The sequence below is a fragment of the Caldalkalibacillus uzonensis genome (assembly GCF_030814135.1).
GTDB classification, from domain to species: Bacteria; Bacillota; Bacilli; order Caldalkalibacillales; family Caldalkalibacillaceae; genus Caldalkalibacillus; species Caldalkalibacillus uzonensis.
In genome coordinates this window covers 17,651-43,960 of sequence record NZ_JAUSUQ010000008.1, presented here as the reverse complement: position 1 = coordinate 43,960, position 26,310 = coordinate 17,651, and the positions used below count along the sequence as shown (strand labels likewise).

Sequence of the window (26,310 nt, the reverse complement as noted above, 5' to 3'; positions counted from 1 at the left end):
ATTATTTTTTCCATCCTGTTAACAGATCAGAGTAAGTTATGGAAGGATAAGCACTCTTTAACAGAGCAATTGCGACCGGATCAGGTTTCTTGACCGATGATCATCACCTTTTGCACACCATCTAAGGCTTTTAATCCCTCCGCCAGTTGTGTGGCATCCATATCCATTTGGGCGGTTTCAACGGACAAAATCACGTTGGCTAATCCTTGCAAGGGGATCGATTGATTAATCGTCAAAATATTGCCTCTGTTTTGGGCGATATAGCTGAGCATGCGGGACAATACTCCTGTTCGGTGTTCCAAATTGACAGATATGGTCATGATCTTTTGTTTCATCGCCGCATTAAAGGGAAAAATGGCATCTTTATACTTGTAAAATGCACTGCGGCTCAAGTTGACCCGGTCAACCGCTTCCTGGACGGAATGGACAACGCCGGTTTCAAGCAATTTTTTAGCTTCAATCGTTTTTTGCATGGATTCGGGCAAAATATCGGCCCGTATCAGATAAAAAGTATCTTTATCGCGTATCTTGTGTACTGGCATGTATGGTGTCCTCCCCACATATACAATTGTCGCTTTACAAGCATTATACAGCATTTTCAGCCCCAGTACATCCCTAATTTAAATATTCCAATAAGATGGATAAGTCATAAGGATCACTCAATCCGCATTCTAACCCTTCCGGGTGGCCGTGATCAGGGCTTTAAACAGTTTAAGGGAGTCCGGGTCGCCCGCCGCCGCTAAGCATTCCGGATGCCACTGCAGACCGAGAACAAAGCGGTGACGTTTGCTTTCAAAAGCTTCAATGATGCCGTCACTGGCCCGGCCACTCACTTCAAAGCCCGGGGCCGGCCGGCGAATGGCCTGGTGATGAAAACTATTAACCTTAATCCGTTCTTTGCCTAAAATGGTGTATAACATGGATGATTTTGCAATGTGCACATAATGGGAGGCATGGGTTTTAGGGGCGTGCTGGGTATGCTGTAAGGGCGGGGTGCCATGCTGAGCCTCTATATCTTGATACATATCTCCTCCAGCAGCAATATTGAGCATTTGGCATCCACGGCAAATGGCTAATACAGGTTTGTTTGCTTCTAAAAACAGACGGATGAGCTGCCATTCAAAAAAATCGCGCCGAGGAGTGATCGTGCCCAGCCTGGGGTGGGGCTCCTCTCCGAACAAAGTAGGATCAATGTCTCCTCCCCCTGTCACTAAGAGGCCATCCAGTTCTGTGACCATCTGGCGAATGCAATCCTCTTCCCACACATTGGGCAGCAGCAAGGGAAGGCCCCCGGCCTGAACCACCGCATCCACATTATCCTGTGACAACTTAACCTGCTGTTCTCCTTCCAACCCGGTCGTGATGCCGATTTTAACTTTCATCTTTTCTCTCCCTTACCAACCGGCTTGACGTTTATTCGATAAATTCGAATTCATAGTCCAAAATCCGCACTGTGTCCCCGTCCGTTGCACCCAGCCTGCGCAATTCATCCTCAACACCCATCTTGCGCAAAATCCGGGCAAATCGTCGCGCACCTTCATCATAGTTAAAGTTGGTCATTTTGAACAGCCGCTCAATTTTTTCACCCTCGACCACAAATATGTCATTTTCACGATAAACCCGGAAGTCCGGCTGTTCCTCTTCAAATGTATAAGTCACATGTTGCTCATCGGTAACCGGGGTTAACAGGAAGGCATCTTCAGGAATGGTCTCAAGCAATTCATAGATAGCAAACACTAGCTCTTTGACACCCTGCTTGGTGGCAGCGGAAATGGGATACACTGGGACCTCATCCCCCACTTGTTGGCGAAACTTTTGCAGATTTTCTTCTGCTCCAGGGAGATCCATCTTGTTGGCGGCGATGATCTGCGGCCGTTCTTCCAGACGGTAGTCATATAGTTTCAATTCAGTGTTGATTTTGAGATAGTCCTCATAGGGGTTACGTCCCTCGCTGCCCGCCATGTCAATCACGTGAACAATGACCCGTGTACGTTCAATATGACGCAAAAACTGGTGACCTAATCCGACGCCTTGGTGGGCACCTTCGATCAGTCCTGGCAGGTCGGCCATCACAAAGCCTTTCATGTCATCAACCCGAACCACGCCCAAATTGGGGGAAAGGGTGGTAAAGTGATAATCGGCGATCTTGGGCTTGGCTGCTGAGACAACGGAAAGCAACGTTGACTTACCCACACTGGGGAAACCAACCAGGCCCACATCAGCCAATACTTTCAGTTCAAGCGTCAGGTGCCTTTCTTCACCTGGTTCACCGTTCTCAGCAATATAAGGGGCAGGATTCTGAGGTGTGGCAAAACGAATGTTGCCTCTGCCACCCCGGCCACCTTTGGCAACAACGATCCGTTGGCCGTGCTTAACCAAGTCGGCAATTACCCGGCTACTGGCTTCATCTTTGACCAGGGTGCCAGGGGGGACTTTGACAACCAGATCCGGAGCGCCCTTCCCGTGCTGGCCCTTTGAGCGGCCGTTTTCCCCGTTTTTGGCTTTAAAATGCTTGTTGTAGCGGAAATCCATCAAGGTGCGCAAGCCTTCGTCCACCTCCAGGACGACATCTCCCCCTTTGCCTCCGTCTCCCCCAGCCGGTCCCCCGTCAGGGACGTACTTTTCTCGACGGAAGGCAACCATGCCGTTTCCTCCGTTCCCGCCTTTAACAAAAATAGACACGACATCTACAAACATAATGCTCACCTCAACCTCTCTAACGTACACAAGTCCACGGACATATAATTTCCAGCGTTAACTGCTGTTCGTGATTTACTTCTTCCACTAGTTTTCCCTGGCAGCGGGTGACCTTATCCTGCAAGGCCGGCAGACACCGCAGGCCGGCATCCTGGTTCCAGGCTCCCCGGTAGTCACACATGACAGAAAAGTAACGATCGTCGCCGTCAAACAGAAGATACAACTGGGGAGCAAACTCTGAAGGGGCCGGGTCACATCCTGTTTCCACCAGCTGTAGGAGTTGGTTCACCATGTGAAAGACATGGCGCCCGCTCTGGCCGATCTGCTGCATCTGTTCCGCATCTAAATTAACCTCAACGTCCAAGTTCAGCTTGTTATCCCGCCGATAATTATATGTTAACAGCAAATAGGCTAATTCAGGGTCTCCCAGTTGAGAAAGCAAGGATTCCTGGTGAGCTTGGAGCACGATGTGATCGATATAGCGCTTGACATCGTCCAAACGCCCCAGCTGGATATAGCCTTTGACCATCTGGATATGATTCAGTATGTCATGGCGGTAATGGCGCAGATGATCAATAAATCTTTTTTTAACCTGCCGTTCATCATAGGTCATTCGTTCCACATTAAGCGCCTCCCGTGACAACTGAACTTGAGGTTCACGTGACCCCATTATAACATAGAATCGAACTTAAAAGCCCAGCACAACTGCTGGGCTTTGAATTTAGATTTAAAGTTGTTAGGTGTTGTTGTTTATTGAACAACAGGATAGACACTCACTTTCTTACGGTCCCGTCCAAGACGTTCAAATTTAACAACCCCGTCTGCTTTGGCAAAAAGGGTATCGTCTCCCCCTTTAGCTACGTTAAGACCGGGGTAGATTTTGGTCCCGCGCTGACGAACAAGAATGTTGCCGGCACGCACCACTTGGCCGTCGCCGCGTTTCACACCCAGACGCTTGGAAATGGAATCACGTCCGTTTTTGGTGCTGCCAACCCCTTTTTTCTGAGCAAAGAACTGCAAGTTCATTTTAAGCATGTTCGTCACCTCCTCACAGAATTGTTAATTACCGTTTTCCGATTGGACCGTTAGCTGAACATAGTCCCCGTAGTCGGCCTCCACCGCCTGTAAGGAGAGGACCATGGCTTCTAGCAGAAGCTGAACTTTCTCTTGTGTCGCCTTATCCTCAAGGTCCGGGACGACACAGTGGAGAAAGCCGTCATTCTCCTTTGTCTGGATGGAAAGGGGCAAGTTCAGCAAGTGTTCAATGGCGTTAATGGTTCCGAATGTCAAAGCGGAAACAGCTGCACAGACGATGTCTTCCCCTTTTTGAGCAAAGCCGGCATGCCCATCCAGTGTAAAGGCATCAATCATCCCGCTTTGATTACGATAAATGTGTATGTTAATCACTTAACGTCACCATTTTCGGCTCAGGCGTTGATGGATTCAACAACCACTTTGGTATAGGGTTGACGGTGACCCTGTTTGCGGCGGTAATTTTTCTTGGGTTTATACTTGAACACAACAATTTTTTTACCCTTACCGTGTTCTTTAACCGTACCTGTCACGGTTGCTCCTTCCACTGTGGGTGTACCCACTTTCACTTCACCGTCTTTGCTGACCAACAGCACAGTATCAAACGTCACTGTATCGCCTTCAGCTGCGTCCAATTTTTCCACATATAATACAGTTCCTTCTTCTACCTTGTACTGCTTGCCGCCAGTTTCAATGATTGCGTACATCATTTGCACCTCCTCTGCTACTCAGACTCGCCACTTAAGGTGACCAAGCTTAAAACCTTAAGCGTGCGGTTACAGTATGCCGCGAGGGGCACACTTGACCTAAAACAATGACAATCATACCATGGTTGTGCTTATCTGTCAATATTGCGGGCGTCCCTCTGAGCTCTTTCTTTCCTCTGTCTGTGACCCATCCCTCTCCCCCATAGGGATCGTGACTCTACCCGTGCCCTGGCACTGGGGACAGAGGCGGGTCCATCTCCGCCACAGACTCTGGTTCGTTCTTTTCCTGGTCAGCTCCACCAGGCCCAAAGCCGTATAGCCCACTACGTGCGTTTCTTTACGGTCAGCTTGTAACGCTTCCTCCAAAGTGTCTAAGACTTGCTTGCGCCCTGTGTCCTCTTCCAGATTAATAAAGTCGATGACTATAATCCCGCCAATGTCCCTAAGCCGGATTTGCCTGGCCAATTCCCAAGCCGCTTCCAAATTAACATGCAGTGCGGTTTGCTCCCATTCCCCCTTTCCTGTACAGCGCCCTGTGTTGACATCAATGACCGTCAAGGCTTCTGTTTCATCGATGACAAGGTAGCCGCCGCTCTTCAGCCATACTCTGTGCTGCAACAGTTTGCTGATTTCACCCGAGATACCATGGGCCTCAAATAAGGGAGCTTGTCCCGTATAAAGGGAGAGGGTGACCGGCTGCATCGGAGCAGACTCTGCTTTGGTTTTGAGCCAGGCATAAAGCTGTTTATTACTCACTGTGCACTGGACAGGTCCTTGCTGGAAAAAGTCGCGCACCACCTGCTCCAGGAGATCATCTTGTTTATAAAGCAATCCCGGCCCCTCCTGCTGGCTGGCTGCCTGTTGGACGCCTGCCCACGTCCGGCGCAACTCTTTCAGCTCTTTGAACAATGTATCTTTGTCCGCTGTTCGGGCTGCTGTGCGAAAAATGAGCCCCTCTTGCTCTTCAAGCCAGGCATCTCCCCAGCTGGCCAACCGGCTGCGCTCTTTGTTATCTGTAATGCGCCGGGAAATGGTCACCTTGCGGCCATAAGGCAAATAAACCAAAAATTGGCCTGGCAAGTGGAGGTTGGTGGTCACCTTGGGCCCCTTGTTTCTGCCCCCTTCTATATTGATCTGCACCAGCAGCATGTCTCCCCTTTTCACCAGCTGGGAAATAGCCCCCCGTCCTTGTCCATGTTCCAGCTGCTTCACGTACAGCAGGTCCTCTCTCCGCAAATAAGCGGGTTTGTTCAAGCCGATATCCACAAAGCAAGCATCCAGGCCGGACAGCACGTCTGTCACCCGCCCCTTGTACACAGCACAAGGGCGCCTGCCTCCGCCGCTCTCGGTCCAATATTCTACTAACTGCCCATTTTCAATAACAGCCACTTCTGTGTCGTGTAAACCCTTCTGAATCAAGATATTCCGCTTCAATACGGCCACCCCTCCTCTCCCTCACACCCTGGCGAATCAGTCATTATGTTCTATTTTAACACAAGAGCAGCAAGGTTTTCCCTCTCTCGACAAGAGTGGTGTGAGTCAAGTCATCGTGGGCACCTTTCCAAAATGACTTGAAAAAGTTTTGCCCCTCTCTCGCTTGGTAGCGCTTTCGTTTATCATCCTTTCATTTGCGATTCGTCGTTTTCCTTTAATTTCCTCTTATCAATCCTTTCAATGCTCTCCCTGTCGGACTGCTTTGCATCGGACCCAACAACAAGCGGATCGTCCCGTTGATACACCCTTTCGACTGTCGTTTCACTTCCTGCAACCACTGGCGGATCGTAGTATTTACAAACGGAAAGTTTTGGCTCGTGTCCCCTTTCAGATTCGTCAAGGGACGTCCTTCCTTGGATTTCATGATTGTTTTTAGCATGGCTCGTACGCCCCGGACACTCCAACTATATCCTCCCCGTTTGGTCCGTTTGGCCATGATGCGCATTTGCGCCTCTGCGCTTCCCATCGGCCTCATTTTGCTCGTGTCTATACCTGCTTTGCGCAATTTGTCCCGGTAATCTCTCAAATGTTCCCGATGATGTTTCAAAAACGCCCGGTACTTTCTCCATTCCTCCCGCCACTCTTCCGCAATTTGCGTTTCCGGAACGGCCGCTAGGGTCTCCAGCAACATATCGGCATCGAACGAAGCCAATGACTTTCGAATCGCTTTCCATACTTTCGGCAAATGTCCCACATACCGCCTTAGCTCCCGAACGACATGAAACCGGTCCAATGTATAGATGCAACGGGTAAAGTATGAAGTACATTCCCCGATCCAGTCCGCTCCGTCCCCATTCACCACCAGCCACGTCTGTTCATCCATATCGTAGTGTTGCACCAAAAAATCACCAAATCCTTCCCAAAAATCGCCGTCACCTGTATGGTAATAATACCGCTTCGCCTTCAGCCGTACCCGTCCCCCTTCGCTTTCCCATCCCTCATGCACCACTGCTATACGATTTTCCATCCCGCGGCGTCGCTCTCGTTGCAGTTTGGTATACAGTCCGTCCACTTCCACGAACAATACCCGGACGGGACGCCGTTCCCCTTCCGAAGGTTCTGTACGTTCAGCCTGCACGATGAGTTTGTCCCGGATGGCTTCATGACTCAGTACCCGATATCCCAACAAGGCTTCCAGACGCTGGGCGCTATCCCGATACGATGGCCCCTGGCTGGCAAACTGGATCGCCAACTCCTCCAGGTTCGGACTGAGTTTGTCCCGACCCTCATATTGCATCATCCGATCCAGCAAAAAGACATGCTTCCCTGTCTTCCGGTCCAGGTACAACCGCCGTTTGAACCGAACCGTGCCAAACAATGTATCGATACTGATCTCTCGTTGGTCTTTGAGGCGAAAGCGAGCGGTATCCCGTTGTTCCATGATCCAATCGTCCAGCGCCTCCAAAATCCGGCGCATCCCCTCTGAAAACTGCTCCTGCAATTTCCGAAACAATAAGCCTTCGAGATCTTTTATTGTGGGGATTTTCGTGGTAAGCTTTTGCATAGGGCCTTCTCCTTTCTTGGTGTTGGTTTTTCCCATTTAACACTCTACCAAGGAGAAGGGCCCTTTTTCTATATCCAACGATCATCATTTTAATTCATTTACTCATTCTTCCCTCTGCCCACAAACATTTTACTCTTACACAAGAGTGGCAAAGAACGTTAACGGAAAATCTCCCCCACTGTCCGATTCCCCCCGCAGCCGTTAAAAAAACAGTGCAACAACTCCTGTTCAGTGATGACCTGGTCCACTTTCCCGGCAGGGGTGATGACACAAAAATAGTGGTGTTTGTGACGGAACATCTGCTCCAGTGCCTCTTTAATGCTATGCTGGGGAAACAAGGTGACACTTAATATATCCCGATCTTTGAAGACTTCCCTGTTGTGGTGCTGCTTTTGTCTTTCCAATAAAAAACGCATAAATTGATAGGGGACCTGCTTCCATTCCATCCATTGGGAAATAAACAGAAATACGGCCATCACCCATAACGAAAAATAAGAAGGAAAAAAGATAAGAACAACCAGAACATAGAAAACAAAACACCCTCCACTCACCAGCAGAGAGTGTTGAATCGCTTTTTTATACGGCACATACAGAGAGAGTCCCAGCTGCAACAGCTTTCCCCCATCCAGCGGCCAAATGGGCAACAGATTAAAGATTAAAATAATCAGGTTATATTCGATGAACTGATAACTGAAGGATGGGCTCCACCATCCCCACTGTAAACAGAACAAAGCCACCGCAACCATGATCACATTCATCAGAGGACCAGCAATAATCACCCAGCCCTCTTCGCGGGGGGCTTTATTTCCGTGTTCTTCCACTTCAGCAACACCGCCAAAAGGCAAGAGCTCCACCTTTTTCACCCGCCACCCCAAACTAAGGGCCGTGCAAACATGTCCCAGTTCATGAATAATGACAATGATGAACAAGAGCAGCAGTTCATAGATAAATCCATGCAGTACAGCAAATAAAAATATAATGTAAAATAAGGGGTGAATAGCCACTTTACTCAAATGGAATCACGTCCAAGGGGTCTATAAATACAGCGTCTCTACGCAAGGCAAAATACAGCACACCCTCTTGGCTTCCCTCCTGTACACTGGTGGTTCCAATCACCTCTCCCTGCTTAACCCAATCGTACAGTTGGACTTTAATTTCCTGCAACTGGCCATACCACGATTCCTCTCCTTGGCCATGGTCAATAATCACCACCTGGCCCAGCCCGTCCTTCTCACCCACATAGGTGACCCACCCTTCTTTAATCACTTCCACAGGCAAAGTTGTTCCCGTCTCCAGCACAATGCCTTGTTGATCCTGGTTAAAACCGGAAACAATTCGAGCCCCTGATACGGGAAGCACATAATCTGAGCTGTGGGGATGGGAGTTGTCATCTTTGGCTATGAATTGGGGCAGAAAACCAAGTTGGCTGCCAACCTTTTGCTCATACAGGGCCATCACTCCTTCGACATTAAAATCGAGCGTCATCACATCCCTGATGAACGTTTTGGCCTCTCTAAGCTGAGGGTGATCTGTGTTCATCACCATTAGCACAGTGGTAAACAGGAGCATGGCGCAAATCATTTTAAACATCAGTGTAGAAGACGCACGTCCTCCTGTCCGGGAACGTGGGAAGGAGGGTTGAGACGGTACGTTCCCCCCTTCCCGGAAAGAAATGGGGTTAGAGCGGCGCTGTTTGGCTTTTAACAGCCGTAACCGTTCTTCACGGCGCTTTTTCACTCCTTTTCTGTAATGTTTGACACTCACAGCTTGATCACTCCCTTACAAGTCGCTCACCCAGTCTTGTCTGTTTGGCCATCGTTACTAACTTATATGACTTGTCTACTTGGGATATGCCTCTTACGAAAAAAGAGAGCATCATGCTCTCTGCATTATGCTCTCTTCTTCTTAAAAGACAGTTTCCTATTCCGGATGGCCTTCCGGATTTTTGCGCAGGGGATCCGCTTGGGGATAGGGGCGGGTGGCCGCTTCATGCAACTGCTCATTTTCATAAGAGAAGATGGGATTGACTTCTTCTCCGGTATCCCAGCCGGATTGTTTACCCAAGAGGCCCTGGAGAGGGGAGCCATAAGGCCCTTCAGGAAATTCCTCCAGTGTCCGGGAGTGGAGGTTGTGATATTCGGTTGACAACGGGGTAAACGGGTTATGTTCCCCGCTTTTTTCCAAGGTGTCTCGCCTTTTTTTGGGCATAGAAAAAGCTCCTTTGCTTTATACATGCTGTTTGCAATTAGCATGTGTTACAGCAAGGAGCCTTATGCATAGCATGATCAAACGATGGGTCAGTCTGATGCTTAAGATCTGATGCCCAACAGCCGTTTTACTTTGGACAGCACACCCTTATCTTCGTCCAGTTTCATTAACGGCACACTGTCGCCTAAAATACGGCGGGCAATATTGCGGTAAGCTATGGCAGCCTTGGTGTTGGGATTGATGACCGTAGGTTCGCCCAGATTGGAAGATTTGATCACTTGCTCGTCATCGGGCACAATGCCCAGCAAATCAATGCCCAGAATATTGACGATTTCATCCACATCCAGCATTTCTCCTCTTTTCATCATCTGGGGGCGGATGCGATTGACAATCAGACGGGGATTTTGAATTTTGAACGACTCCAACAGGCCGATGATGCGGTCAGCGTCACGAACAGCAGATACTTCTGGCGTGGTCACCACAATCGCCCTGTCTGCCCCGGCCACCGCGTTTTTAAACCCTTGTTCAATCCCGGCTGGACAATCGATGATCACATAGTCATGATCTTGCTTTAATTCAGCAATGATGCCGCTGATCTGCTCCGGAGCTACTGCATCTTTATCCTTGGTCTGGGCAGCTGGCAGCAAGTACAGCTCGTCAAAGCGCTTATCTTTGATTAAAGCTTGTTTTAAGCGGCAATTTCCTTCGGCCACATCAACCAAATCATAGATGATGCGGTTTTCAAGGCCCATCACCACATCCAAATTACGCAAACCAATATCCGTATCCACCAGACATACCTTTTTGCCCTGTAAAGCCAGAGCCGTGCCGATGTTAGCCGATGTCGTTGTTTTACCAACTCCGCCTTTTCCCGAAGTAATGACAATTGCTTCTCCCACGTTGGACCCTCCTCTTTCACCCTGCCTGTTAACATGTTCAGCCTTGTCGCTGTTTAGATGACAAGTTGGCCATCGATGCACACAACGCCTTTAATTGTGGGCGGATACGTAACAGGTGTTGCAGTTTGTCAATGACAATTTGATCCCCGGCAATATGCGCAAATTCCCGTTCATATATTTCCACCTCATCAGGCGGGCGGCTGACCACTGCAGCGATGCGCAGCTGGGTAGGACTCAACACAGAGGCCGCAATGATCGCTTCTCTGTTCCCGTTCACACCGGCGTGAGCCATACCCCGCAAGGCACCTAAAACAAAAATATGCCCGCCGGCTACCACTTGGCCGCCAGGATTGACATCACCTAAGACCAGTATATTGCCCGGTGATTCAATCACTTGCCCGGAACGAACCGTTTTGTAAATGACCTGGATGCCGGCTTCAGCCCGCGCTTGCTCTGCTTCCTCTCTGAGTACCACCAGACTCTCTATCTTGTCCACAACCAGGTTGCCCTGGGTGCGAATTAAGTCCCGCAGCTCACGACGTTGTGTATCCGTTAAATAACGGTATCCCAATTGAATCGTCACGTGAATCAAGGGGCCATTTAAAAACTGAGGATGATCCTGCAACTTATCTTCCAGTTCCGCCAGCAGTTCCTCGTAGGCACATGTATCATCAAGGTAAAAAACAAGGCCATCTTTGGTCCCTTTGATGGTAACATTTGATTTTGTGGTGTACATGCACAGATCACCCCATGCAAGAACTATTCAACACCGCGTCTTCAAATTCCTGCTAAGTCCCTTTAAATTTGTTGTTCTTCGTCCCTCATTTGAATGAGAATGTTACGGGCAGGGTAGGAAACCAATAAGGCAAAAATCATATTGAGCACCAGGGTGGGGAGCAATTTGTCAAAAAAGAAGATGTGCAGATCCAGCGCTGTCACATTAACCAGAGTCATTAAACCGTACACCATAAATTCGAAGGCAACTAAAGCCAGCAAAACCGTTAACCAAATCAAAAAAATATTTTGCTGAAAAATGCGGAAGACAAGGCCTGTAAAATAACCAATAATGGCCATGGTAAAGGCGTAAATGCCCACCACACTGCCGTAAATGATATCGTAAAACAGACCAAAGATGAGCCCCATAAACAGTCCCTGAACCCGTCCCAAAAACAATGCTGCAAAAATCAGCATGACCACAACAAAACGAGGGACCATGGTTAAATGCAGGTCCCACCATCCTGCCGTAAACACTTGGACTACCGTACCTTCAAAGATAAGCAAGGTAAAAATGGTTAAGATAAAGAGAAAACGGGTCATCACTCCGTTCCCTCCTTATCTTCAGCAGATACGGGAATGTCTACAGGAGGGAGAGAGGATCGTTCCACCACGAAGACATAATCCAGATGATATAAATTGGCAGCTGGTTCTACCAGTGCAGATTGGGTCAAATCATACTGATCAGGCACAACCTCAATAATTTTACCAATGTACAAGCCCCGGGGAATAATGCCGCCCATCCCGGACGTGATCACTGTCTGTCCTTCTTCCAAAGGAGTGTCTTTGGGGACTTTTTGAAACAGAAGGGCGCCTCGTTCCAGATCATAGCCTTCAATTACGCCAAATATATGCTCCTGTCCCTGGACAATCGCTGAAATATGGATGGTGCGGTTGACATCACTTAACAATTCCACCTGAGAAGTAAATTGAGAGACACTTTTAACCCGGCCAATTAGTCCTTCTGTGGTAATCACCGCCATATTCGCTTCTACACCATGCTTGGCTCCCCTGTTGATGGTCACTTGCTGATACCAGCGGTCAGGTGAGCGGCTGATCACTTCCGCCGCTTGCAACGTATACTCACTCAAATTGGACTCTACTTCCAGCATCTCTTTTAAACTCTCATTCTCCAGTTCCAATTCCCGTATTCTGGCCATCAATTTCGCATTCTCTTGCAAATTGGCCTTTAAGCGCTGATTTTCAGAATAAAGGGTACGCCACTCATTGATAGTCTCAAAGAAACCCGCTACCTGACGAGCGGGCTTATAAGCAAGGGATTGGAAAAAACCAAAGGTATCACGAATAAATTGTTCCCCCCACGTTGGCTGGGGGCGTTCTTTCAAGGTGACACCAACCACCATCACCATCACAATGGTGCTGACCAAAAGCACAATTAATCGTCGATTGGAAAAAAAGGATGGCAAGGTTATACACCTACTTATTTTCTAGAACTGAACTTGTATTCCAAATAGCGGCCAGTGCCGATGGCTACGCTGTCCAGGGCGTTTTCCGCCACAATGACAGGGATGCCGGTCTCTTCACTTAAGACATGGTCCAGGTTGCGGAGTAACGCACCGCCCCCCGTGATGACAATCCCCCGGTCCATGACATCAGCAGCCAATTCGGGTGGCGCTTTTTCCAGCGTGATTTTAACTGCTTCAATGATCGATTGTACCGTATCTTGCAATGCTTCGGCAATCTCTTTGGAGGTGATGGTAATCGTTTTAGGCAATCCCGTGACCAGGTCCCGGCCGCGGATCTCCATTTCTTCCGACTCATCACCGCTGTCTGCCGTACCAATCTCAATTTTCAGTTGTTCTGCCGTACGTTCACCAATCATTAAGTTATATTTACGTTTCACATATTGAATGATGGCGTCATCCATTTCATCACCAGCCACCCGGATGGAACGGCTGGTCACTATGCCGCCCAAAGAAATAATGGCTACCTCAGTTGTGCCGCCGCCAATATCTACAATCATGCTGCCCGTCGGCTCCCATACTGGCAAATCGGCACCAATGGCCGCGGCAAACGGTTCTTCAATGGTAAACACTTCTTTGGCTCCGGCCTGCTTGGTGGCGTCTTCGACTGCTCTTTTTTCCACAGCAGTAATCCCGGAAGGTACACAGACGACCACATTAGGCCGACGGGACAACCACGGTTTTGTCTTCTGCGCTTGAGAAATGAAATGCTTCATCATGGTGGCAGTTGTTTCAAAATCGGCAATCACCCCGTCTTTCATGGGGCGCACAGCCACAATGTGGCCAGGGGTACGGCCGATCATGTTTTTTGCTTCATTGCCGACTGCTTCAATCGTCCCGGTATCGGTGCGAATCGCCACCACGGATGGTTCCCGCACAATCACACCTTTGCCTTTGACGTAGACCAATGTATTGGCCGTTCCCAAATCGATGCCCATATCCCTTGTAAATCCACCAAACATGGTTTGTATTCTCCCTTCATGCAACCCTCAAAATCGTGTTGTGCTTATATGTAACCTTTTTCTTTCAGGCTCGTATAGCGACCATCACCAATGATCAGATGATCCAGACACTCTATGCCCAAAATCTCCCCTGCCTGTTGCAAACGTTTGGTTACTTCAATATCTTCACGGCTGGGGGCAGGGTCCCCGCTGGGATGGTTGTGAGCCACTATAATAGAGGCCGCACTCCACTTTAACGCCTCTTTATAAACCTCACGGGGATGGACAATGGAAGCATTCAAACTTCCCATAAAAACAGCTTTTTCAAAAACCACCTGATTCTTGGTGTTTAAATACAAACAATAAAAAATCTCCTGCATCTCCAGGCTTAAACGCTCCATTAAGTAGGCGGCCGCATCTTCGGGGGAACGAATGGCAGAAGGGGCCTTCTGCTTTTGGGCCACACGTCTTCCCAGTTCCACACCCGCTTTAATCTGTACCGCCTTGGCTTGTCCCACACCTTTAATCTGCATCAATTCCTCAACACTGACATCGTGCAGGCGCTTGAGCGAACCAATTTCTTTTAAAATACGGGAAGCCAGGTGAAACACAGATTCCCGGTGCGTTCCAGTGCGCAGTAAGATCGCCAACAGCTCCTGATTCGTCAGTGCCTCAGCACCTTCTTTGATCATCCGTTCTCGTGGTCGTTCTTCTTGCGGGTAGTCACGGACCATCAAAGGAGAATTGTCCGTTGCCATAGCCACCCTCCATTAATCAAGATTGACGAGCCACTGTTAACACATTGATGCCAAATTGGTGCAGGAAGCGGGCCAATAAGGCAACCGGCATCCCTACCACTGTAAAGTAGTCTCCTTCGATTTTATCCACCAAAGTAGCCCCAAGTCCTTGGATGGCATAACTGCCGGCTTTGTCCATGGGCTCACCGGTGGCAATGTAGGCCTTAATCTCATCAGCACCCATAGGCCGCATCAGTACTTTTGTCCCCTGGCAGCCAACACACTCTTTGCCGCTGTCTGCATCGATGACAGCAAGGCCTGAATAGACGGTATGCGTCTCTCCCTGCAGGCGGGACAGCATTTGAAACGCCTCAGATTCATCCTTAGGTTTGCCCAACACCTCACCGTTTAACACGACGATGGTATCAGCCCCAATCACCAGTCCCTGTTCATAGTGGCGGGCCACATCAGACGCCTTTTGGTGAGCCAGCTTTTGAACCACCATCTCAGGCGAATTCCGGGGATCAAACGTCTCTTCCGCCTGACTGGGATGTATATGATAAGCGAGGCCCAGACTATTTAGCAGCTCTTTTCGTCGGGGCGATGATGAAGCAAGAATAATGGGGGGGATAGTCTTGACTGTCATGCCCTGATCTCCTCTGTTTGTTTCTTCAGGTTGAGCGGATTAAAAGCGGTCATGTTTAGTGTTGGCTTCTTGCTTCTGCTCATACAAGCACGATTATATTTTAACAGTAATAGATGAAAAAGTGTAGCAAAAAAAGTGAACCAAAAAACCCCACTCAAGACGTAGTTCGTCAAAAGTGAGGTTTTTTTGACGGGAACGAAAGAGATATTTTGACATCCAAATATATACATTTCCCTGTCCATTCAGCATCGACATGCATGTTGAACACCTCAACGGGTTTAGGAATCAAATTGGTTGACCAGTTGCTCATAATAGGTCAGGTAGTTTAAACCGGCTTGCTGCGCCTGCCATAAGTAACTGGAATGAGACTGCTTGCGGTAAGCCTCCAAAGCTGTCACTGCCGCTGACAACGTTCGCATTAACTGTTCCCCGGCTTGGGCTGTTTCACCGCTCAGACCGCTCAACAGCTCCCGTCCCTCATTCAAAAACAAGCGATGTTGCTCTTGCAAGGCCTGCCATTTTTCTTCCGTTAATTCAGCATCACTTTGCTCCAAAAGGGCAGCTGTGGTGCGGGTCAGCTCCCCAAGCAGCTGTTCTCCCCTGGCCAGGTATGCAGGAAGCGGGGCAAATGACTCTTCCAGGTTACCGATATCCGCCTGGACTTCCCTCGTTTCATGGACGTGGATATAAACCTCAATGCCCTGCTCCTCTAGATAGGCCCCCAGCCGCTCTGCATCATCTCTGGCTAAGCCGAGACCCATATATAAACGAAACGGGGCTTCACCCGGGGGAACTAGTCCGGCCAGTCCCTGGTTTTGAACCTGTTCCTTCACTTTTTGTGCTGCTTGCTGCTCAGAAAAAGCGCCAGCCTGAACAACATAATAGGTGCGTGAAGGCAAATACAAGCGGCCATCCTGCACATAACCCGCCGGCATGACCAGTACTCCATTTTCTGCCCCACTTTGGGACACGGCAGCAGGCGCTTGAGAACTGCCGATTTGAGCCCCATCTGTGCCCTCCACGGCAAAAAAAGAAAATACCATCATGCCCATCATCACCCCCAGGGCCACCGCTGACGCTGCAATCAAGGCCAGCTTGGAGCCCACTTTCAGTTGGGGCAGGGACAGGACTGTTCTGCTCCGCTCCTTGTTCTTTTTTATTTTACTGCGCCGTTCGTAGCGGCTGGGAGGTAAACTGGGACGGCGTGTCGTTTCTTTGTTTTCAGGCAAGTCAACAAGAAAGGGCGCATCTTCATTTTTTATCTCTCTGGACCAGGATGGGCGCCGGACAGGCCCTGCATAGGCCCTGGCGTCTTTCTTGTTGTCGTTGTGCATGTTGCTTGTCCTGCCAGTGTAATAGGTTTCCCACTGGATATCAGGATGATCGCCGTCCTTATCGGGGGGAAACAGGAAGGTGAGCTTGTTTTTTCTCGTCATGGCCTCTCGCTCCTCTATCAATCTAGTGCTTTTATCACTAGTCTATGAGGAACGTGCCGAATTAGAACTGCAACAGACCATCATCCCCTACCAAAGTTGAAGATACCACACCCACACCGTCTCTCCGTAGAAGTAGGCCACAAAAGTCCCCACAAAAATGAAGGGAGCAAACGGGATAGTTTCTTTACGCTGCCAACGCCCTAGCAAGATCATCACGCCGCCAACCAACGCTCCCATAAAAGAAGCTAAGACCAGGCTGAGCAGCGTCAGCGAAGGACCAAGCACCACACCGATCAAGGCGTACAGTTTAATATCTCCTCCCCCCATCCCTCCCCGGCTCACTATGCTAATTAAGAGCAATAGACCAAAACCGGTGAGACCTCCCGCCAGGTAAAACCAAAAAGAATACTCTCCGATCACAAGGCGCAATACAAGCAGGAGCACAAGTGCCGGCAGGGTAATTACATCTAAAATCAGCTTTTTCCTCAGGTCAGTCAGCACGGCCAAGACAAGAACCGAAATCAAAATCACAGCCGGCAGCAGTTCGAGCTGTAAGCCTAAGTGACGGTAGGCCAGATACAAACTGAGGCCGGTGAGCAGCTCTCCTGCAGGATACAGGGGAGAAATGGGTGACTGACAATAGCGGCATTTTCCTCTTAAAACAAGGTAACTGAGAAGCGGTACAAGGTCCCAAGGAGCTAACCGATGTTGACATTGGGGACAATGGGAAGGTGGATAAACGAAAGACTGCTTCTTCAATAGGCGAATGGCCAGTACATTATAAAAACTGCCCAAAAACAGGGCTGTCACGAAGATCAAACTATCTATGACAAACAAAGGGTATCCCTCACAAGTTAAAACGTAATCTTTTCATATTAAAAGCAAGCTAACCCTCTTGATAAACCGCCACTTTGTTGCGTCCCTTTTGCTTGGCCCCCATATACATGGCCCGGTCGGCATAGCGCAACAGACTAGCCGCGTCATCAGCATGATGGGGGTAGAGGGCCAGGCCTATGCTAACCGTCACATTGAGCAGAACAGGGCCCGCTGGTTTCTCATCATTTAAACAGGGGACCACCTCAATCCTCGTTTGCTCTACCTTCGCCCGCAACCGCTCCGCCCACTCATACGCTTCTTGCTCAGTCACGTTAATCAGCAAAATAGTAAACTCTTCTCCTCCGTAACGGGCGACAATCCCTTTTCCATTAACAACTTCCTGTATGATAGCAGCAATCCGCTTCAGAATCTCATTCCCCGCTAAATGACCATATTGGTCATTCACCTGTTTAAAGTGGTCGATATCTAACAAAATAAGCGCGAGCGGGCGATTTTGATCAGCTTGCTCTAGCTGTTTGGACAAATACCGTGTAAAGTAACGGTAATTATATAGACCTGTCAACTCGTCCCGCTCGCTTTGCCGTTTGGTCCGCTGGTAATCATAGGCGTTTTTAAAAGCGATAGCCGCCTGGCTAGCCAAAATTTCTAAAAGTGTCACATCCTCTTTACTATACCGATTCGGTTTGTTGTCGCTAACTGTTAACACACCGTATACTTTTTGATCATATTTTAGAGGCACGGCCAGGATAGACTGCTGATCGTGCAAAAAATCAGGCTCGTGCTTAAAATGGAGATCTTCTCTTTCACTGCCGATCACCTTTGTTTCTCCCTGGCTGGCCACCTGACCACTCAGACCTTCGCCAATCTGCACTTCTATGCCCATAAAGCTCACATATTCATCCGGCGGAATCCCTTTGCCAAGCAAACGGACCGGCTTTAATGTTCCTCGCCCTCGATCCACACGAAACAAATAGCAATACTGATAGGGCACCAACTTGGAAACCGCCTGCACCAAACGGTCGATCACATCTTCAAAATGGAGATTGGCCGTCATCTGGTTACCTAAATTATGAAGTGTACGCAATTTATGATTAATGGTATTAAGTCGGACAAACAAACTGAAAATCACAGTAAATGAAACAACAGGAAGAACAACATAGAGAAAAACCCAGGGACCAACCTGAGCATACAGCATATAGATGAGGATGCCAGTAGGTGTCATCATACCGAGGGGAATCACTTCCCACCACAGTGACTTCCCGAAAAATTCAGGCTTTTGATGGTAAAACAACCATTTTAACAGATTAAGCAAAATATGATTGATCACAACGGAAGTACAGATATAACCGATGATCGGCACGATTAAAGCAGGAAAAGTATCGGGAGTGAATGGACCGGTCACCCCTCCTAGAGCGTAAAAGATAGCCGCCGAACAGACTGACGTAGTCAAAAACATCATTAAATTACCCATATACCGTTCCCACGTTGTGGCTCTAATCCTGACCAACGTGACCAAAATGGACAATTGGGTTAATATGGCCTCTACCCACAGTCCAAATTGTAAAAACGCAGCCATTGACACGGCATTGGTCAAGACGATATTGGTTCCCTTAATCTCAATTGGGAAGGCATTAATGAGCACCATTAAACCCAAAAAACAGAAGATGCCGATCATGTCCTGAGCTTGAAGCCGGTGCCAATCGAAACTTTGCCACATGAACAAGAAAAAGACAGAATAGAGGACAATGGCACAGCTCAATATCAAGATTTTTTTCCAACGCCCCATCTACTCTACGCTCCTTATCAAACTTAACAACCCACCATAGTTACTCATCCAGGTCCATAATGCAGATTAATCTTACACCTTTTTACGGGGCTTGACAATGAATTTAGTAAAAATTAACTATGCCAATTGTCCTCTAAAAACAGGACTTATTTCCCTGTTTTATGTCATAAATTGTCTATCAGTGATAACGCTGGTCGTTTTGACTTATAGTTTGTCGAATGTGAGCAATAAAATACAGTGAGCCCGCAAAGCAAATCGCCTGCTGTTTCCCTGACGAGGCTAAGGCCTCGCGAAACGCTTTCTCCCAATCCGGTTCCACACTCATTTCCAGCTCGGAAGAGATCCCCTCCTGCTGAACCGCTTGATACAAATCCCGTGCTGATGCTGTTCGCGGTCCCCCCTCAAACTGAGTCAGCACCACACGCTTGGCTACACCAGTCAGAGGCTTGATCATCTCTGCCACCGGCTTGTCCTGCATGGCCGAAAAGATGACCGTCCAGTGGTGATGGGGATAGTGACGCACCAGCGACTGAGCCAAAGCTTCCATTCCTTGGGGGTTATGGGCTCCATCAATCAGCACCAGGGGCTCTCTTTGTATCACTTCCAAGCGGCCGGGCCAACTGGTCTGCTCCAGGCCCCGGCGCAGTTCTTCCTCTTCCCAAATCAGGGCATAAAATTGCTTGAGCACTTCCAGCGTCATCATGGCCACGGCAGCGTTTTGAAGCTGATGAGAACCTTTTAAACCAATACGTACATCCTGCAAACGGGTAAACATGGAACGGTACGAGAACGATTGTCCATGTTCATCACAGCTTTCATCCTCAATAAAAAAGGCTTGTCCTAAACGGTAGACTGAAGCTTTTTTCTCCTTGGCTATACCCTCGATCACCTGCAAAGGACCCTCGTCTTGAACACCTGTGATCAGTGGAACCCCGGGCTTAATAATACCTGCTTTTTCTGCGGCAATCTCCTTCAAGGTATCACCCAAAATGTGCATGTGGTCGTAACCCACATTGGTAATCACAGAAGCAATTGGAGTGACAATGTTGGTGGAGTCCAGACGGCCGCCCAGACCCACCTCCCACAGAACCACATCAGGATAGGCAATACGGGCAAAATATTCGATGGCCAAGGTGGTCACCACTTCAAATTCGGTTGGAGAGCCCAGCTCAGTCCGGGCCAACTCCTCCACCAGCGGCTTGATTTTGTTCGCCACCTGTACCAGATGCTCATCGGCGATGTCCTCTCCATTATTCTGAATGCGGTTTTGAAAGCGGATCAGGTAAGGTGAGGTAAACGCAGCCACCTGATACCCTGCTTCTTGTAACACATGACTCAGAAAGGCCAAAGTGGACCCTTTACCATTGGTTCCCCCGATATGGACAAACTTAAGCAGCCGCTCAGGATGGCCCAGGCGTTCCATCAGCCATTCCATCCGCTTCAATCCGGGTTTAATGCCCAAATGTTCCAAGCTGTGCATCCACTCAATCGCTTCCTGTGCTGTTTGAAAACTCATGATGCATCCCTCGTTAGCTCATTTTTTTCAACTCATTGATCCGCTCTTGTACTTGCTGCAATTGTTCCTGATAATCCTTCAGTTTCTCCCGCTCTGCCTCCACAATATGTTGCGGGGCTTTTGCGGTAAAGCCTTTGTTGGCAAGTTTCTGCTCAGCCCGCGCCACCTCTGCTTCAAGTTTTTGTTTTTCCTTATCCAGTCGGGCCAGTTCTTGCTCCACATCGATTAAGCCAGCCAGAGGCAGATAAATTTCAGCCCCGCTGACGACAGAGGACATGGCTTGTTCCGGCACCTCTAAATTCGTGCTGATCTCCAGTTTGTGCGGATTGGTTAAGCGGGCAATAATATCTTCATTTCCCCGTAAATATTGCTCATGGTGTACAGTGGAAGGTTTAATCATGATATCTACTGCTTTGCCCAGGGGCACGTTTACTTCGGCGCGGATATTGCGCACCGCCCGGATCACATCCATGATCAAAGCCATCTCTTTTTCTGCATCAGGCTGGTCAAACTCTGCTCTGGCTTCCGGCCAGCTGGCTACTGTGATGCTTGCTCCACTGCCTGGCAGGTGCTGCCAAATTTCCTCGGTTATAAAGGGCATAAACGGATGCAACAAACGCAGTGTCCGATCCAATGTGTAAGCAAGGACAGCCTGTGTTTCCCGCTTGGCCCCGGCATCGTCACCGTACAGCGGAATCTTGGCCATTTCAATATACCAGTCACAAAACTCATCCCAAATAAAGTGATAGAGGAGCCGTCCCACTTCACCAAACTCATATTGATCAGCCAGTTTGGTGACCTCACGTACGGTATGGTTGAGACGGTGTAAAATCCAGCGGTTTGGCGTGGACAGTTCCCCGCTGATGTCAGTCTTTTCCCCGTCAAAGTCCTGCAGGTTCATCAGGGCAAAGCGGGAAGCGTTCCAAATTTTATTGGCAAAGTTGCGGGCCGCTTCTACCTTTTCCCAATGGAAGCGCAGGTCATGTCCCGGGGAACTTCCCGTGGCCAACATGAAGCGCAAGGCATCTGCCCCGTGTTTCTCGATCACATCCATGGGGTCCACTCCGTTGCCCAGCGATTTGGACATCTTGCGCCCTTCAGCGTCGCGAATCAGGCCATGAATCAGCACATCTTTAAAGGGGCGGCTGTGGGTGAACTCCAGAGCTGTAAAGATCATGCGGGCCACCCAGAAGTAGATAATGTCGTAGCCTGTCACCAGACAATCCGTGGGATAGTAGCGCTTCATATCCGCTGTCTCATCGGGCCAGCCCATGGTGGAAAAAGGCCACAAGCCGGAGCTGAACCAGGTGTCCAGCACATCCTCATCCTGGGTAATGTCTGTTGTGCCGTATTTTTCCTGGGCGATGTGTGTGGCCTCTTCCTCTGTGCGAGCTACAATTACATCCCCGTTCGGTGTATACCAGGCTGGGATGCGGTGTCCCCACCATAACTGGCGCGAAATACACCAGTCGCGCACATTTTCGATCCAATGCAGATAGATTTTTTCAAAGCGCTCCGGCACGAAATTAACCTTGGTATCAGCTTCGTGCTGCAGGCGGATGGCCTGTTCAGCCAGCGGCTTCATTTTGACAAACCACTGGGTGGAGAGATACGGCTCCACCACAGCCCCGCTCCGTTGGCTGTGCCCCACACTATGCACGTGATCTTCAATTTTGAACAGCACCCCCTGATCTTGCAGATCCTTCACAATTAATTTCCGGCATTCAAAACGGTCCAAGCCCTGATATGGACCGGCGTTCTCATTCATGCGGCCGCTTTCGTCCATCACCAGAATTTGCTCCAGGTTGTGCCGCTGTCCAATCTCAAAGTCATTGGGGTCATGGGCAGGGGTTATTTTCACCGCCCCACTGCCAAAGGCCATATCGACATACTCATCAGCAATAATGGGGATTTCTCGGCCAACAATGGGCAGCTTCACCGTTTTGCCGATCAGATGCTTGTAACGCTCATCCTCAGGATGTACCGCCACAGCCGTATCTCCCAGCATTGTTTCAGGTCGCGTAGTCGCCACTTCAATAGAACCGCTGCCTTCAACGAGTGGATAGCGCAAATGATACAGATGACCGTTTATTTCTTTGTACTCGACCTCAATATCTGATAATGCGGTGCGGGTTTCAGGATCCCAGTTAATGATATATTTGCCCCGGTAGATTAACCCTTTCTCATAGAGGCGGACAAACACTTCCCGGACTGCCTTGGACAGCCCTTCATCCAGAGTGAAACGCTCCCGGGAATAGTCCAGGGACAAGCCCAGCTTGGCCCATTGTTCACGGATCACGGAAGCGTACTCTTCTTTCCATTCCCAAACCTGCTTGACGAAAGCTTCCCGCCCCAAATCATAGCGGGTTTTGCCCTCTTCTTTCAGTTTGGCCTCTACCCTGGCCTGCGTGGCAATGCCAGCATGGTCCATTCCCGGCAGCCACAAGGCATCGTAGCCTTGCATCCGTTTGATGCGGATAATGATATCTTGCAGGGTGCCATCCCAGGCATGTCCCAAGTGCAGACGACCAGTCACATTAGGCGGCGGGATAACAATGGTAAATGGCTCTTTCTGCGGATCTTCGCTGGGCTTAAAAAACTGATGATCCAGCCAGTATTGATACCATTTCCCCTCAGTTTGACGAGGCTCATATTTGGTGGGCATAGATAATTGTGTGTCGTTATTCATCAGGTTCACTCCTTCAGGCATACTTCTTTTTGTCTCACTTTGGCACATTTGTTTGATATCACTTGCTTGTGAACAAGTTAAACAGCAGAAACACCTGTATAATTAAAAAAAGCCTCTCACCCAAAAGGACGAAGAGACTCCGCGGTACCACCTTTTTTTACTTGCTCTTGCGACGGCCAACAGCCACTAAGTCAGGGATTAACAGTGCAGATTTCACATAAGAGGCCGGCGCTTGCCATAAGCCGTCAGGAACAAGTACGCTCAAAGAGATAACGGATCAACCGATTTTCCTTACTGCTTGCCCCTCTAGGGCCAAGGTTCAGGAAAATGACTCGAGGGCGACCTTCAATAGCCTTGTCATGGAAAATGTTTCAGCCACGCATTTTCCTCTCTGCAATGACGCCGCTATTTACTCTTCCCTCTCATTGTCATCAATCTGTATGAGATGATGTTAATCGTTACGCTACATCTATGTTTGACCATTATTTTACTGTCTATACCTGCCTTCGTCAAGCCCAGTCTCTGAGCCTCCCATGCCTAAAGGCGGGAGTTCTAGGAAGAACTGCTCCAACCTCTCTCGGACTCTCTCCGAAAGGGAACGACACTTTGTATCAGTTCATCTATCCCTTGCATATGCTGTCATAGACACCACATGTCATTCTTAGGCCTAAAAAAGGTGATTATTATGAACTTAAAATGGAACAAATATAAAATTAAACACTATTATTTGCAGTTCAAGCAGCGTTGCAAGTATTGGGGTTACCAGTCGAAAGAGATTGCAGCACAGATTTTTATTCCGCTGGCCATCTTCCAATTGGTCCGCACCATCTTTTTCCCCACGCCGTTTGATGTCTTTCTGCTCTTGGTTATCTTTGCGATTATTCTCTTCCTGCTGATTGACTGGCTGTAGTCGCCAGCAACGCTCTGGCAAACGTCCGCAGCGTATTAAAACGGTCTAATTCCTTTCTAAAACGATGGAGACGCTTCAGTGGGGAGAGGTCCTTTTTCCCCTGATAATAGGCTTCAACCTCTGTAAAGAGGCGTTCGGGGAAGAGTAGCAAAATAGCCAGCAATCCTTTGTCGAAGCGGCCCAATGGAAACTGATTTTCATAAGCAGCCATCCAGTTCATTCCGTACCCCGCCCTCACATGCAGGGAGGGTACGAGATGCCGTCTGAAAAACAGAGCCAGATCCATGACGGGATGGGCCATTTTACTTCGATCAAAATTGATGATATAACACTTCCCTTTTCTAAACACCACATGGGAACGGGCCGGACGTCCATGACAAAGCACGAGGGGCCAGTGCTTCAGCCCCGCCCCCCGTTTAATCCAAGCTTCTAAATAGCGGATGGACCGGACGGCACACTGATATAAATAGTCGAAGGCATGAAGAAAGCTACCCTCGAAAGGAGAAAACAACGGCTTTGCCTCGGCTCGTCTTTGGTAGTATTCCATGCGCCTGAGCTGTTTCAGCCAGCGTATCTTCACCCGTGTCAATGCTTCCAGGTGTTTCTGGACCGCAGGAGTGACGGTTAAGGTGAAGCGGTGAAGCCGTCCCAGTGCCGTAAGCACGCTTGGCTCCCAATCTAGCCGGTACTTTGCTTCAATATCATCATCAAGCCAGGGGGTCACATAGTATAATCTGTTCAGATAATCAACAAAGGGATCACCAAATTTATTGGGATAAAACGGGACCACAGGTGCTGACTCTTCCTGGGCTAGTTTGTCGAACCACCCGGCAAGAAGCTGCAGCTGTTTGGCTGTGACTTTGGTCTCTTTCAAGGCATATGCTCCCTGTGGGCAGACCAGTTTGGTCACGCAGCCGTACGCTGCTGTTGTTTGGGGGTGCAAGTCGTATTCACTCAACACCAAGTCCTTGACAATGGAATCGGCTTGCTCACGGTCAATCAGCAACATGTCCTCCTAAATCCTCCCGCATTTGATCAATGCGCTCCGCCAGCCAGATATGCAGCCGGTCCAGTTTTTCTTGCTGTGTGACCATCTGCTCCCATTCGTCTTGGGCGGCTGTCCCCTCTTCTTGTTGTTCAACATACCCTTGGATAAATGTTAACAGCTGCTCCGGATAGACAAGATGAGCAAGCATGTGATAAAACACATAGACAGACGGCTGGTAATCGTGTTCAAAGGCTGTGAAAAAAAGGACCAATTGCTCCTCATCTATACCAAAGCGAAGCCACAGCTCTTGGATCAATTTACTTAAGGCTTGAAAGCCCAGCACAGGTTTATCTAGGGGCCCTTCAAAGGCCAGACAACCCCCGCCCACCATCTTCCAAAAGGAGTAATCAAGCACAGGCAGTGACAGCATCTGGGACAAAACAGGCTGACTTTTGCGGTAAAGTTTCCTTGCGACAAGATAGCGTTTATAAAGCAGGGGCCATTGTTTCACAAGGAGAGAAGCAACCGCGCTCCTCTTCTTTTTTAATTTGTGTTTTAAGCGGGCCAGTTCCCCGGGAGACATAAAGGCAGACGGTGTATCCACGGCTCCCAAACCCAGCTTTAGTTTGGCAGTATCTTCTAAGGCGCAATGGATTAAAGCGGTACTTGTCCCCAGGGCTTGCCACGCTTCAGAGCGGGAAAAATCGACCGGCTCTCCTGCCAGGCGGTCCCGCACGACCAAATAGGACGATTGAGTTGAAAGGTAAGCTGTTTTGTCCCTGGTCAAAATGAAACGGTCCACTTGGCGGAAGCCTCTTTTTACCACTGCTTCCCGCCAGTGATAGGACCATTTCAAAGCATCGGGATCCTTAATTTCAGTGACCGATTTAGACCCGCAGTCCGTTTCCAGATCATAACCATCTGCGGTCCGCTGGGCCTGATAGACATGAAAATGGTATGCTTGACTGACTGCTTCCACTTCAGGAGAGGTAAACAGAAGGCGAGTCAAGCTCTCACCCCCTTTG

At 49.0% G+C, this 26,310-nt stretch carries 27 protein-coding genes and 2 other annotated features; of the genes, 1 reads left to right on the top strand and 26 read right to left on the bottom strand.

Annotated features, from left to right (window positions below; all coding sequences use genetic code 11):
- Positions 1 to 80: 80 nt before the first annotated feature.
- The 24 genes from thrR to J2S00_RS11170 form a co-directional block, all read right to left on the bottom strand.
- Positions 81 to 542: a transcriptional regulator ThrR gene (thrR, locus tag J2S00_RS11285; RefSeq protein WP_307339587.1), complete on the bottom strand. Its 462-nt coding sequence runs from the start codon at positions 540 to 542 to the stop codon at positions 81 to 83.
- Positions 543 to 671: 129 nt separating this feature from the next.
- Positions 672 to 1,382, bottom strand: a complete 711-nt coding sequence (locus tag J2S00_RS11280) for a gamma-glutamyl-gamma-aminobutyrate hydrolase family protein (protein WP_307339584.1) — start codon at positions 1,380 to 1,382, stop codon at positions 672 to 674.
- A gap of 31 nt (positions 1,383 to 1,413) precedes the next feature.
- Entirely contained in the window at positions 1,414 to 2,697 is a 1,284-nt protein-coding gene (obgE, locus tag J2S00_RS11275; protein WP_307339987.1) for a GTPase ObgE, read from the bottom strand.
- Positions 2,698 to 2,716: 19 nt separating this feature from the next.
- On the bottom strand, positions 2,717 to 3,367 hold the full coding sequence (locus J2S00_RS11270) for a Spo0B domain-containing protein (protein ID WP_307339581.1): 651 nt from the start codon (positions 3,365 to 3,367) through the stop codon (positions 2,717 to 2,719).
- Positions 3,368 to 3,447: 80 nt separating this feature from the next.
- The gene (gene rpmA, locus J2S00_RS11265) at positions 3,448 to 3,732 is read right to left on the bottom strand and encodes a 50S ribosomal protein L27 (RefSeq protein WP_307339579.1); all 285 of its coding nucleotides are present in this window, start codon (positions 3,730 to 3,732) and stop codon (positions 3,448 to 3,450) included.
- Positions 3,733 to 3,756: 24 nt separating this feature from the next.
- Positions 3,757 to 4,104 carry a ribosomal-processing cysteine protease Prp gene (locus J2S00_RS11260; protein ID WP_307339577.1) on the bottom strand — a complete coding sequence of 116 codons (348 nt, stop codon included), beginning with the start codon at positions 4,102 to 4,104 and terminating at the stop codon, positions 3,757 to 3,759.
- 20 nt (positions 4,105 to 4,124) lie between these two features.
- The gene (gene rplU, locus J2S00_RS11255) at positions 4,125 to 4,436 is read right to left on the bottom strand and encodes a 50S ribosomal protein L21 (protein ID WP_307339573.1); all 312 of its coding nucleotides are present in this window, start codon (positions 4,434 to 4,436) and stop codon (positions 4,125 to 4,127) included.
- A gap of 13 nt (positions 4,437 to 4,449) precedes the next feature.
- Positions 4,450 to 4,517, bottom strand: a sequence feature (ribosomal protein L21 leader region).
- A gap of 57 nt (positions 4,518 to 4,574) precedes the next feature.
- On the bottom strand, positions 4,575 to 5,870 hold the full coding sequence (locus J2S00_RS11250) for an Rne/Rng family ribonuclease (RefSeq protein WP_307339571.1): 1,296 nt from the start codon (positions 5,868 to 5,870) through the stop codon (positions 4,575 to 4,577).
- Between the two features lie 214 nt (positions 5,871 to 6,084).
- The gene (locus J2S00_RS11245; protein ID WP_307339568.1) at positions 6,085 to 7,434 is read right to left on the bottom strand and encodes an ISLre2 family transposase; all 1,350 of its coding nucleotides are present in this window, start codon (positions 7,432 to 7,434) and stop codon (positions 6,085 to 6,087) included.
- Positions 7,435 to 7,592: 158 nt separating this feature from the next.
- Complete coding sequence (locus J2S00_RS11240; protein WP_307339984.1) at positions 7,593 to 8,438, bottom strand: M50 family metallopeptidase; 846 nt, start codon at positions 8,436 to 8,438, stop codon at positions 7,593 to 7,595.
- Between the two features lies 1 nt (position 8,439).
- The gene (locus tag J2S00_RS11235) at positions 8,440 to 9,198 is read right to left on the bottom strand and encodes a peptidoglycan DD-metalloendopeptidase family protein (RefSeq protein WP_307339565.1); all 759 of its coding nucleotides are present in this window, start codon (positions 9,196 to 9,198) and stop codon (positions 8,440 to 8,442) included.
- Between the two features lie 156 nt (positions 9,199 to 9,354).
- Positions 9,355 to 9,642 carry a hypothetical protein gene (locus tag J2S00_RS11230; RefSeq protein ID WP_307339562.1) on the bottom strand — a complete coding sequence of 96 codons (288 nt, stop codon included), beginning with the start codon at positions 9,640 to 9,642 and terminating at the stop codon, positions 9,355 to 9,357.
- 101 nt (positions 9,643 to 9,743) lie between these two features.
- Positions 9,744 to 10,541: a septum site-determining protein MinD gene (gene minD, locus J2S00_RS11225; RefSeq protein WP_307339559.1), complete on the bottom strand. Its 798-nt coding sequence runs from the start codon at positions 10,539 to 10,541 to the stop codon at positions 9,744 to 9,746.
- Between the two features lie 37 nt (positions 10,542 to 10,578).
- Positions 10,579 to 11,277 carry a septum site-determining protein MinC gene (minC, locus tag J2S00_RS11220; protein WP_307339556.1) on the bottom strand — a complete coding sequence of 233 codons (699 nt, stop codon included), beginning with the start codon at positions 11,275 to 11,277 and terminating at the stop codon, positions 10,579 to 10,581.
- A 62-nt stretch (positions 11,278 to 11,339) separates the two neighbouring features.
- Positions 11,340 to 11,858: a rod shape-determining protein MreD gene (mreD, locus tag J2S00_RS11215; protein WP_307339554.1), complete on the bottom strand. Its 519-nt coding sequence runs from the start codon at positions 11,856 to 11,858 to the stop codon at positions 11,340 to 11,342.
- Entirely contained in the window at positions 11,858 to 12,742 is an 885-nt protein-coding gene (gene mreC, locus J2S00_RS11210; protein WP_307339551.1) for a rod shape-determining protein MreC, read from the bottom strand. Before mreC ends, mreD begins: the two co-directional genes overlap by 1 nt.
- Before the next feature lie 14 nt (positions 12,743 to 12,756).
- On the bottom strand, positions 12,757 to 13,761 hold the full coding sequence (locus J2S00_RS11205; RefSeq protein ID WP_307339549.1) for a rod shape-determining protein: 1,005 nt from the start codon (positions 13,759 to 13,761) through the stop codon (positions 12,757 to 12,759).
- Positions 13,762 to 13,805: 44 nt separating this feature from the next.
- Positions 13,806 to 14,498 carry a RadC family protein gene (gene radC / locus J2S00_RS11200; protein ID WP_307339548.1) on the bottom strand — a complete coding sequence of 231 codons (693 nt, stop codon included), beginning with the start codon at positions 14,496 to 14,498 and terminating at the stop codon, positions 13,806 to 13,808.
- Between the two features lie 16 nt (positions 14,499 to 14,514).
- Positions 14,515 to 15,123, bottom strand: a complete 609-nt coding sequence (locus J2S00_RS11195) for a Maf family protein (protein WP_307339544.1) — start codon at positions 15,121 to 15,123, stop codon at positions 14,515 to 14,517.
- A 278-nt stretch (positions 15,124 to 15,401) separates the two neighbouring features.
- Complete coding sequence (locus J2S00_RS11190) at positions 15,402 to 16,559, bottom strand: SPOR domain-containing protein (protein WP_307339543.1); 1,158 nt, start codon at positions 16,557 to 16,559, stop codon at positions 15,402 to 15,404.
- Positions 16,560 to 16,646: 87 nt separating this feature from the next.
- Positions 16,647 to 17,369: a prepilin peptidase gene (locus tag J2S00_RS11185; RefSeq protein WP_307339541.1), complete on the bottom strand. Its 723-nt coding sequence runs from the start codon at positions 17,367 to 17,369 to the stop codon at positions 16,647 to 16,649.
- 76 nt (positions 17,370 to 17,445) lie between these two features.
- Complete coding sequence (locus tag J2S00_RS11180) at positions 17,446 to 19,182, bottom strand: sensor domain-containing diguanylate cyclase (protein ID WP_307339538.1); 1,737 nt, start codon at positions 19,180 to 19,182, stop codon at positions 17,446 to 17,448.
- Between the two features lie 178 nt (positions 19,183 to 19,360).
- Positions 19,361 to 20,698, bottom strand: coding sequence for a bifunctional folylpolyglutamate synthase/dihydrofolate synthase (locus J2S00_RS11175; protein ID WP_307339535.1), 1,338 nt, complete (start codon positions 20,696 to 20,698; stop codon positions 19,361 to 19,363).
- Positions 20,699 to 20,711: 13 nt separating this feature from the next.
- Positions 20,712 to 23,387 carry a valine--tRNA ligase gene (locus tag J2S00_RS11170; RefSeq protein WP_307339533.1) on the bottom strand — a complete coding sequence of 892 codons (2,676 nt, stop codon included), beginning with the start codon at positions 23,385 to 23,387 and terminating at the stop codon, positions 20,712 to 20,714.
- 121 nt (positions 23,388 to 23,508) lie between these two features.
- Positions 23,509 to 23,822 (bottom strand) — a binding site (T-box leader).
- A gap of 217 nt (positions 23,823 to 24,039) precedes the next feature.
- On the opposite strand from J2S00_RS11170, the gene J2S00_RS11165 reads away from it, so the two are divergent.
- On the top strand, positions 24,040 to 24,297 hold the full coding sequence (locus J2S00_RS11165) for a YszA family small membrane protein (RefSeq protein WP_307339530.1): 258 nt from the start codon (positions 24,040 to 24,042) through the stop codon (positions 24,295 to 24,297).
- Here J2S00_RS11165 and J2S00_RS11160 read toward each other — a convergent pair.
- On the bottom strand, positions 24,266 to 25,303 hold the full coding sequence (locus J2S00_RS11160) for a YutH/CotS family kinase-like spore coat protein (RefSeq protein ID WP_307339527.1): 1,038 nt from the start codon (positions 25,301 to 25,303) through the stop codon (positions 24,266 to 24,268). The two genes, J2S00_RS11165 and J2S00_RS11160, sit on opposite strands and share 32 nt — an antisense overlap.
- On the bottom strand, positions 25,293 to 26,294 hold the full coding sequence (locus J2S00_RS11155; protein ID WP_307339524.1) for a hypothetical protein: 1,002 nt from the start codon (positions 26,292 to 26,294) through the stop codon (positions 25,293 to 25,295). The genes J2S00_RS11160 and J2S00_RS11155 overlap by 11 nt, the downstream gene beginning before the upstream one ends.
- Positions 26,295 to 26,310 lie beyond the last annotated feature (16 nt).

What these genes read in the sequence shown, in the direction of transcription:
- thrR (WP_307339587.1), bottom strand. Translation starts at nt 542, where the DNA reads ATGCCAGTACACAAGATACGCGATAAAGATACTTTTTATCTGATACGG.
- J2S00_RS11280 (WP_307339584.1), bottom strand. Translation starts at nt 1,382, where the DNA reads ATGAAAGTTAAAATCGGCATCACGACCGGGTTGGAAGGAGAACAGCAG.
- obgE (WP_307339987.1), bottom strand. Translation starts at nt 2,697, where the DNA reads ATGTTTGTAGATGTCGTGTCTATTTTTGTTAAAGGCGGGAACGGAGGA.
- J2S00_RS11270 (WP_307339581.1), bottom strand. Translation starts at nt 3,367, where the DNA reads ATGGGGTCACGTGAACCTCAAGTTCAGTTGTCACGGGAGGCGCTTAAT.
- rpmA (WP_307339579.1), bottom strand. Translation starts at nt 3,732, where the DNA reads ATGCTTAAAATGAACTTGCAGTTCTTTGCTCAGAAAAAAGGGGTTGGC.
- rplU (WP_307339573.1), bottom strand. Translation starts at nt 4,436, where the DNA reads ATGTACGCAATCATTGAAACTGGCGGCAAGCAGTACAAGGTAGAAGAA.
- J2S00_RS11245 (WP_307339568.1), bottom strand. Translation starts at nt 7,434, where the DNA reads ATGCAAAAGCTTACCACGAAAATCCCCACAATAAAAGATCTCGAAGGC.
- J2S00_RS11230 (WP_307339562.1), bottom strand. Translation starts at nt 9,642, where the DNA reads ATGCCCAAAAAAAGGCGAGACACCTTGGAAAAAAGCGGGGAACATAAC.
- minC (WP_307339556.1), bottom strand. Translation starts at nt 11,277, where the DNA reads ATGTACACCACAAAATCAAATGTTACCATCAAAGGGACCAAAGATGGC.
- mreD (WP_307339554.1), bottom strand. Translation starts at nt 11,858, where the DNA reads ATGACCCGTTTTCTCTTTATCTTAACCATTTTTACCTTGCTTATCTTT.
- J2S00_RS11205 (WP_307339549.1), bottom strand. Translation starts at nt 13,761, where the DNA reads ATGTTTGGTGGATTTACAAGGGATATGGGCATCGATTTGGGAACGGCC.
- radC (WP_307339548.1), bottom strand. Translation starts at nt 14,498, where the DNA reads ATGGCAACGGACAATTCTCCTTTGATGGTCCGTGACTACCCGCAAGAA.
- J2S00_RS11195 (WP_307339544.1), bottom strand. Translation starts at nt 15,123, where the DNA reads ATGACAGTCAAGACTATCCCCCCCATTATTCTTGCTTCATCATCGCCC.
- J2S00_RS11190 (WP_307339543.1), bottom strand. Translation starts at nt 16,559, where the DNA reads ATGACGAGAAAAAACAAGCTCACCTTCCTGTTTCCCCCCGATAAGGAC.
- J2S00_RS11180 (WP_307339538.1), bottom strand. Translation starts at nt 19,182, where the DNA reads ATGGGGCGTTGGAAAAAAATCTTGATATTGAGCTGTGCCATTGTCCTC.
- J2S00_RS11175 (WP_307339535.1), bottom strand. Translation starts at nt 20,698, where the DNA reads ATGAGTTTTCAAACAGCACAGGAAGCGATTGAGTGGATGCACAGCTTG.
- J2S00_RS11170 (WP_307339533.1), bottom strand. Translation starts at nt 23,387, where the DNA reads ATGAATAACGACACACAATTATCTATGCCCACCAAATATGAGCCTCGT.
- J2S00_RS11165 (WP_307339530.1), top strand. Translation starts at nt 24,040, where the DNA reads ATGTCATTCTTAGGCCTAAAAAAGGTGATTATTATGAACTTAAAATGG.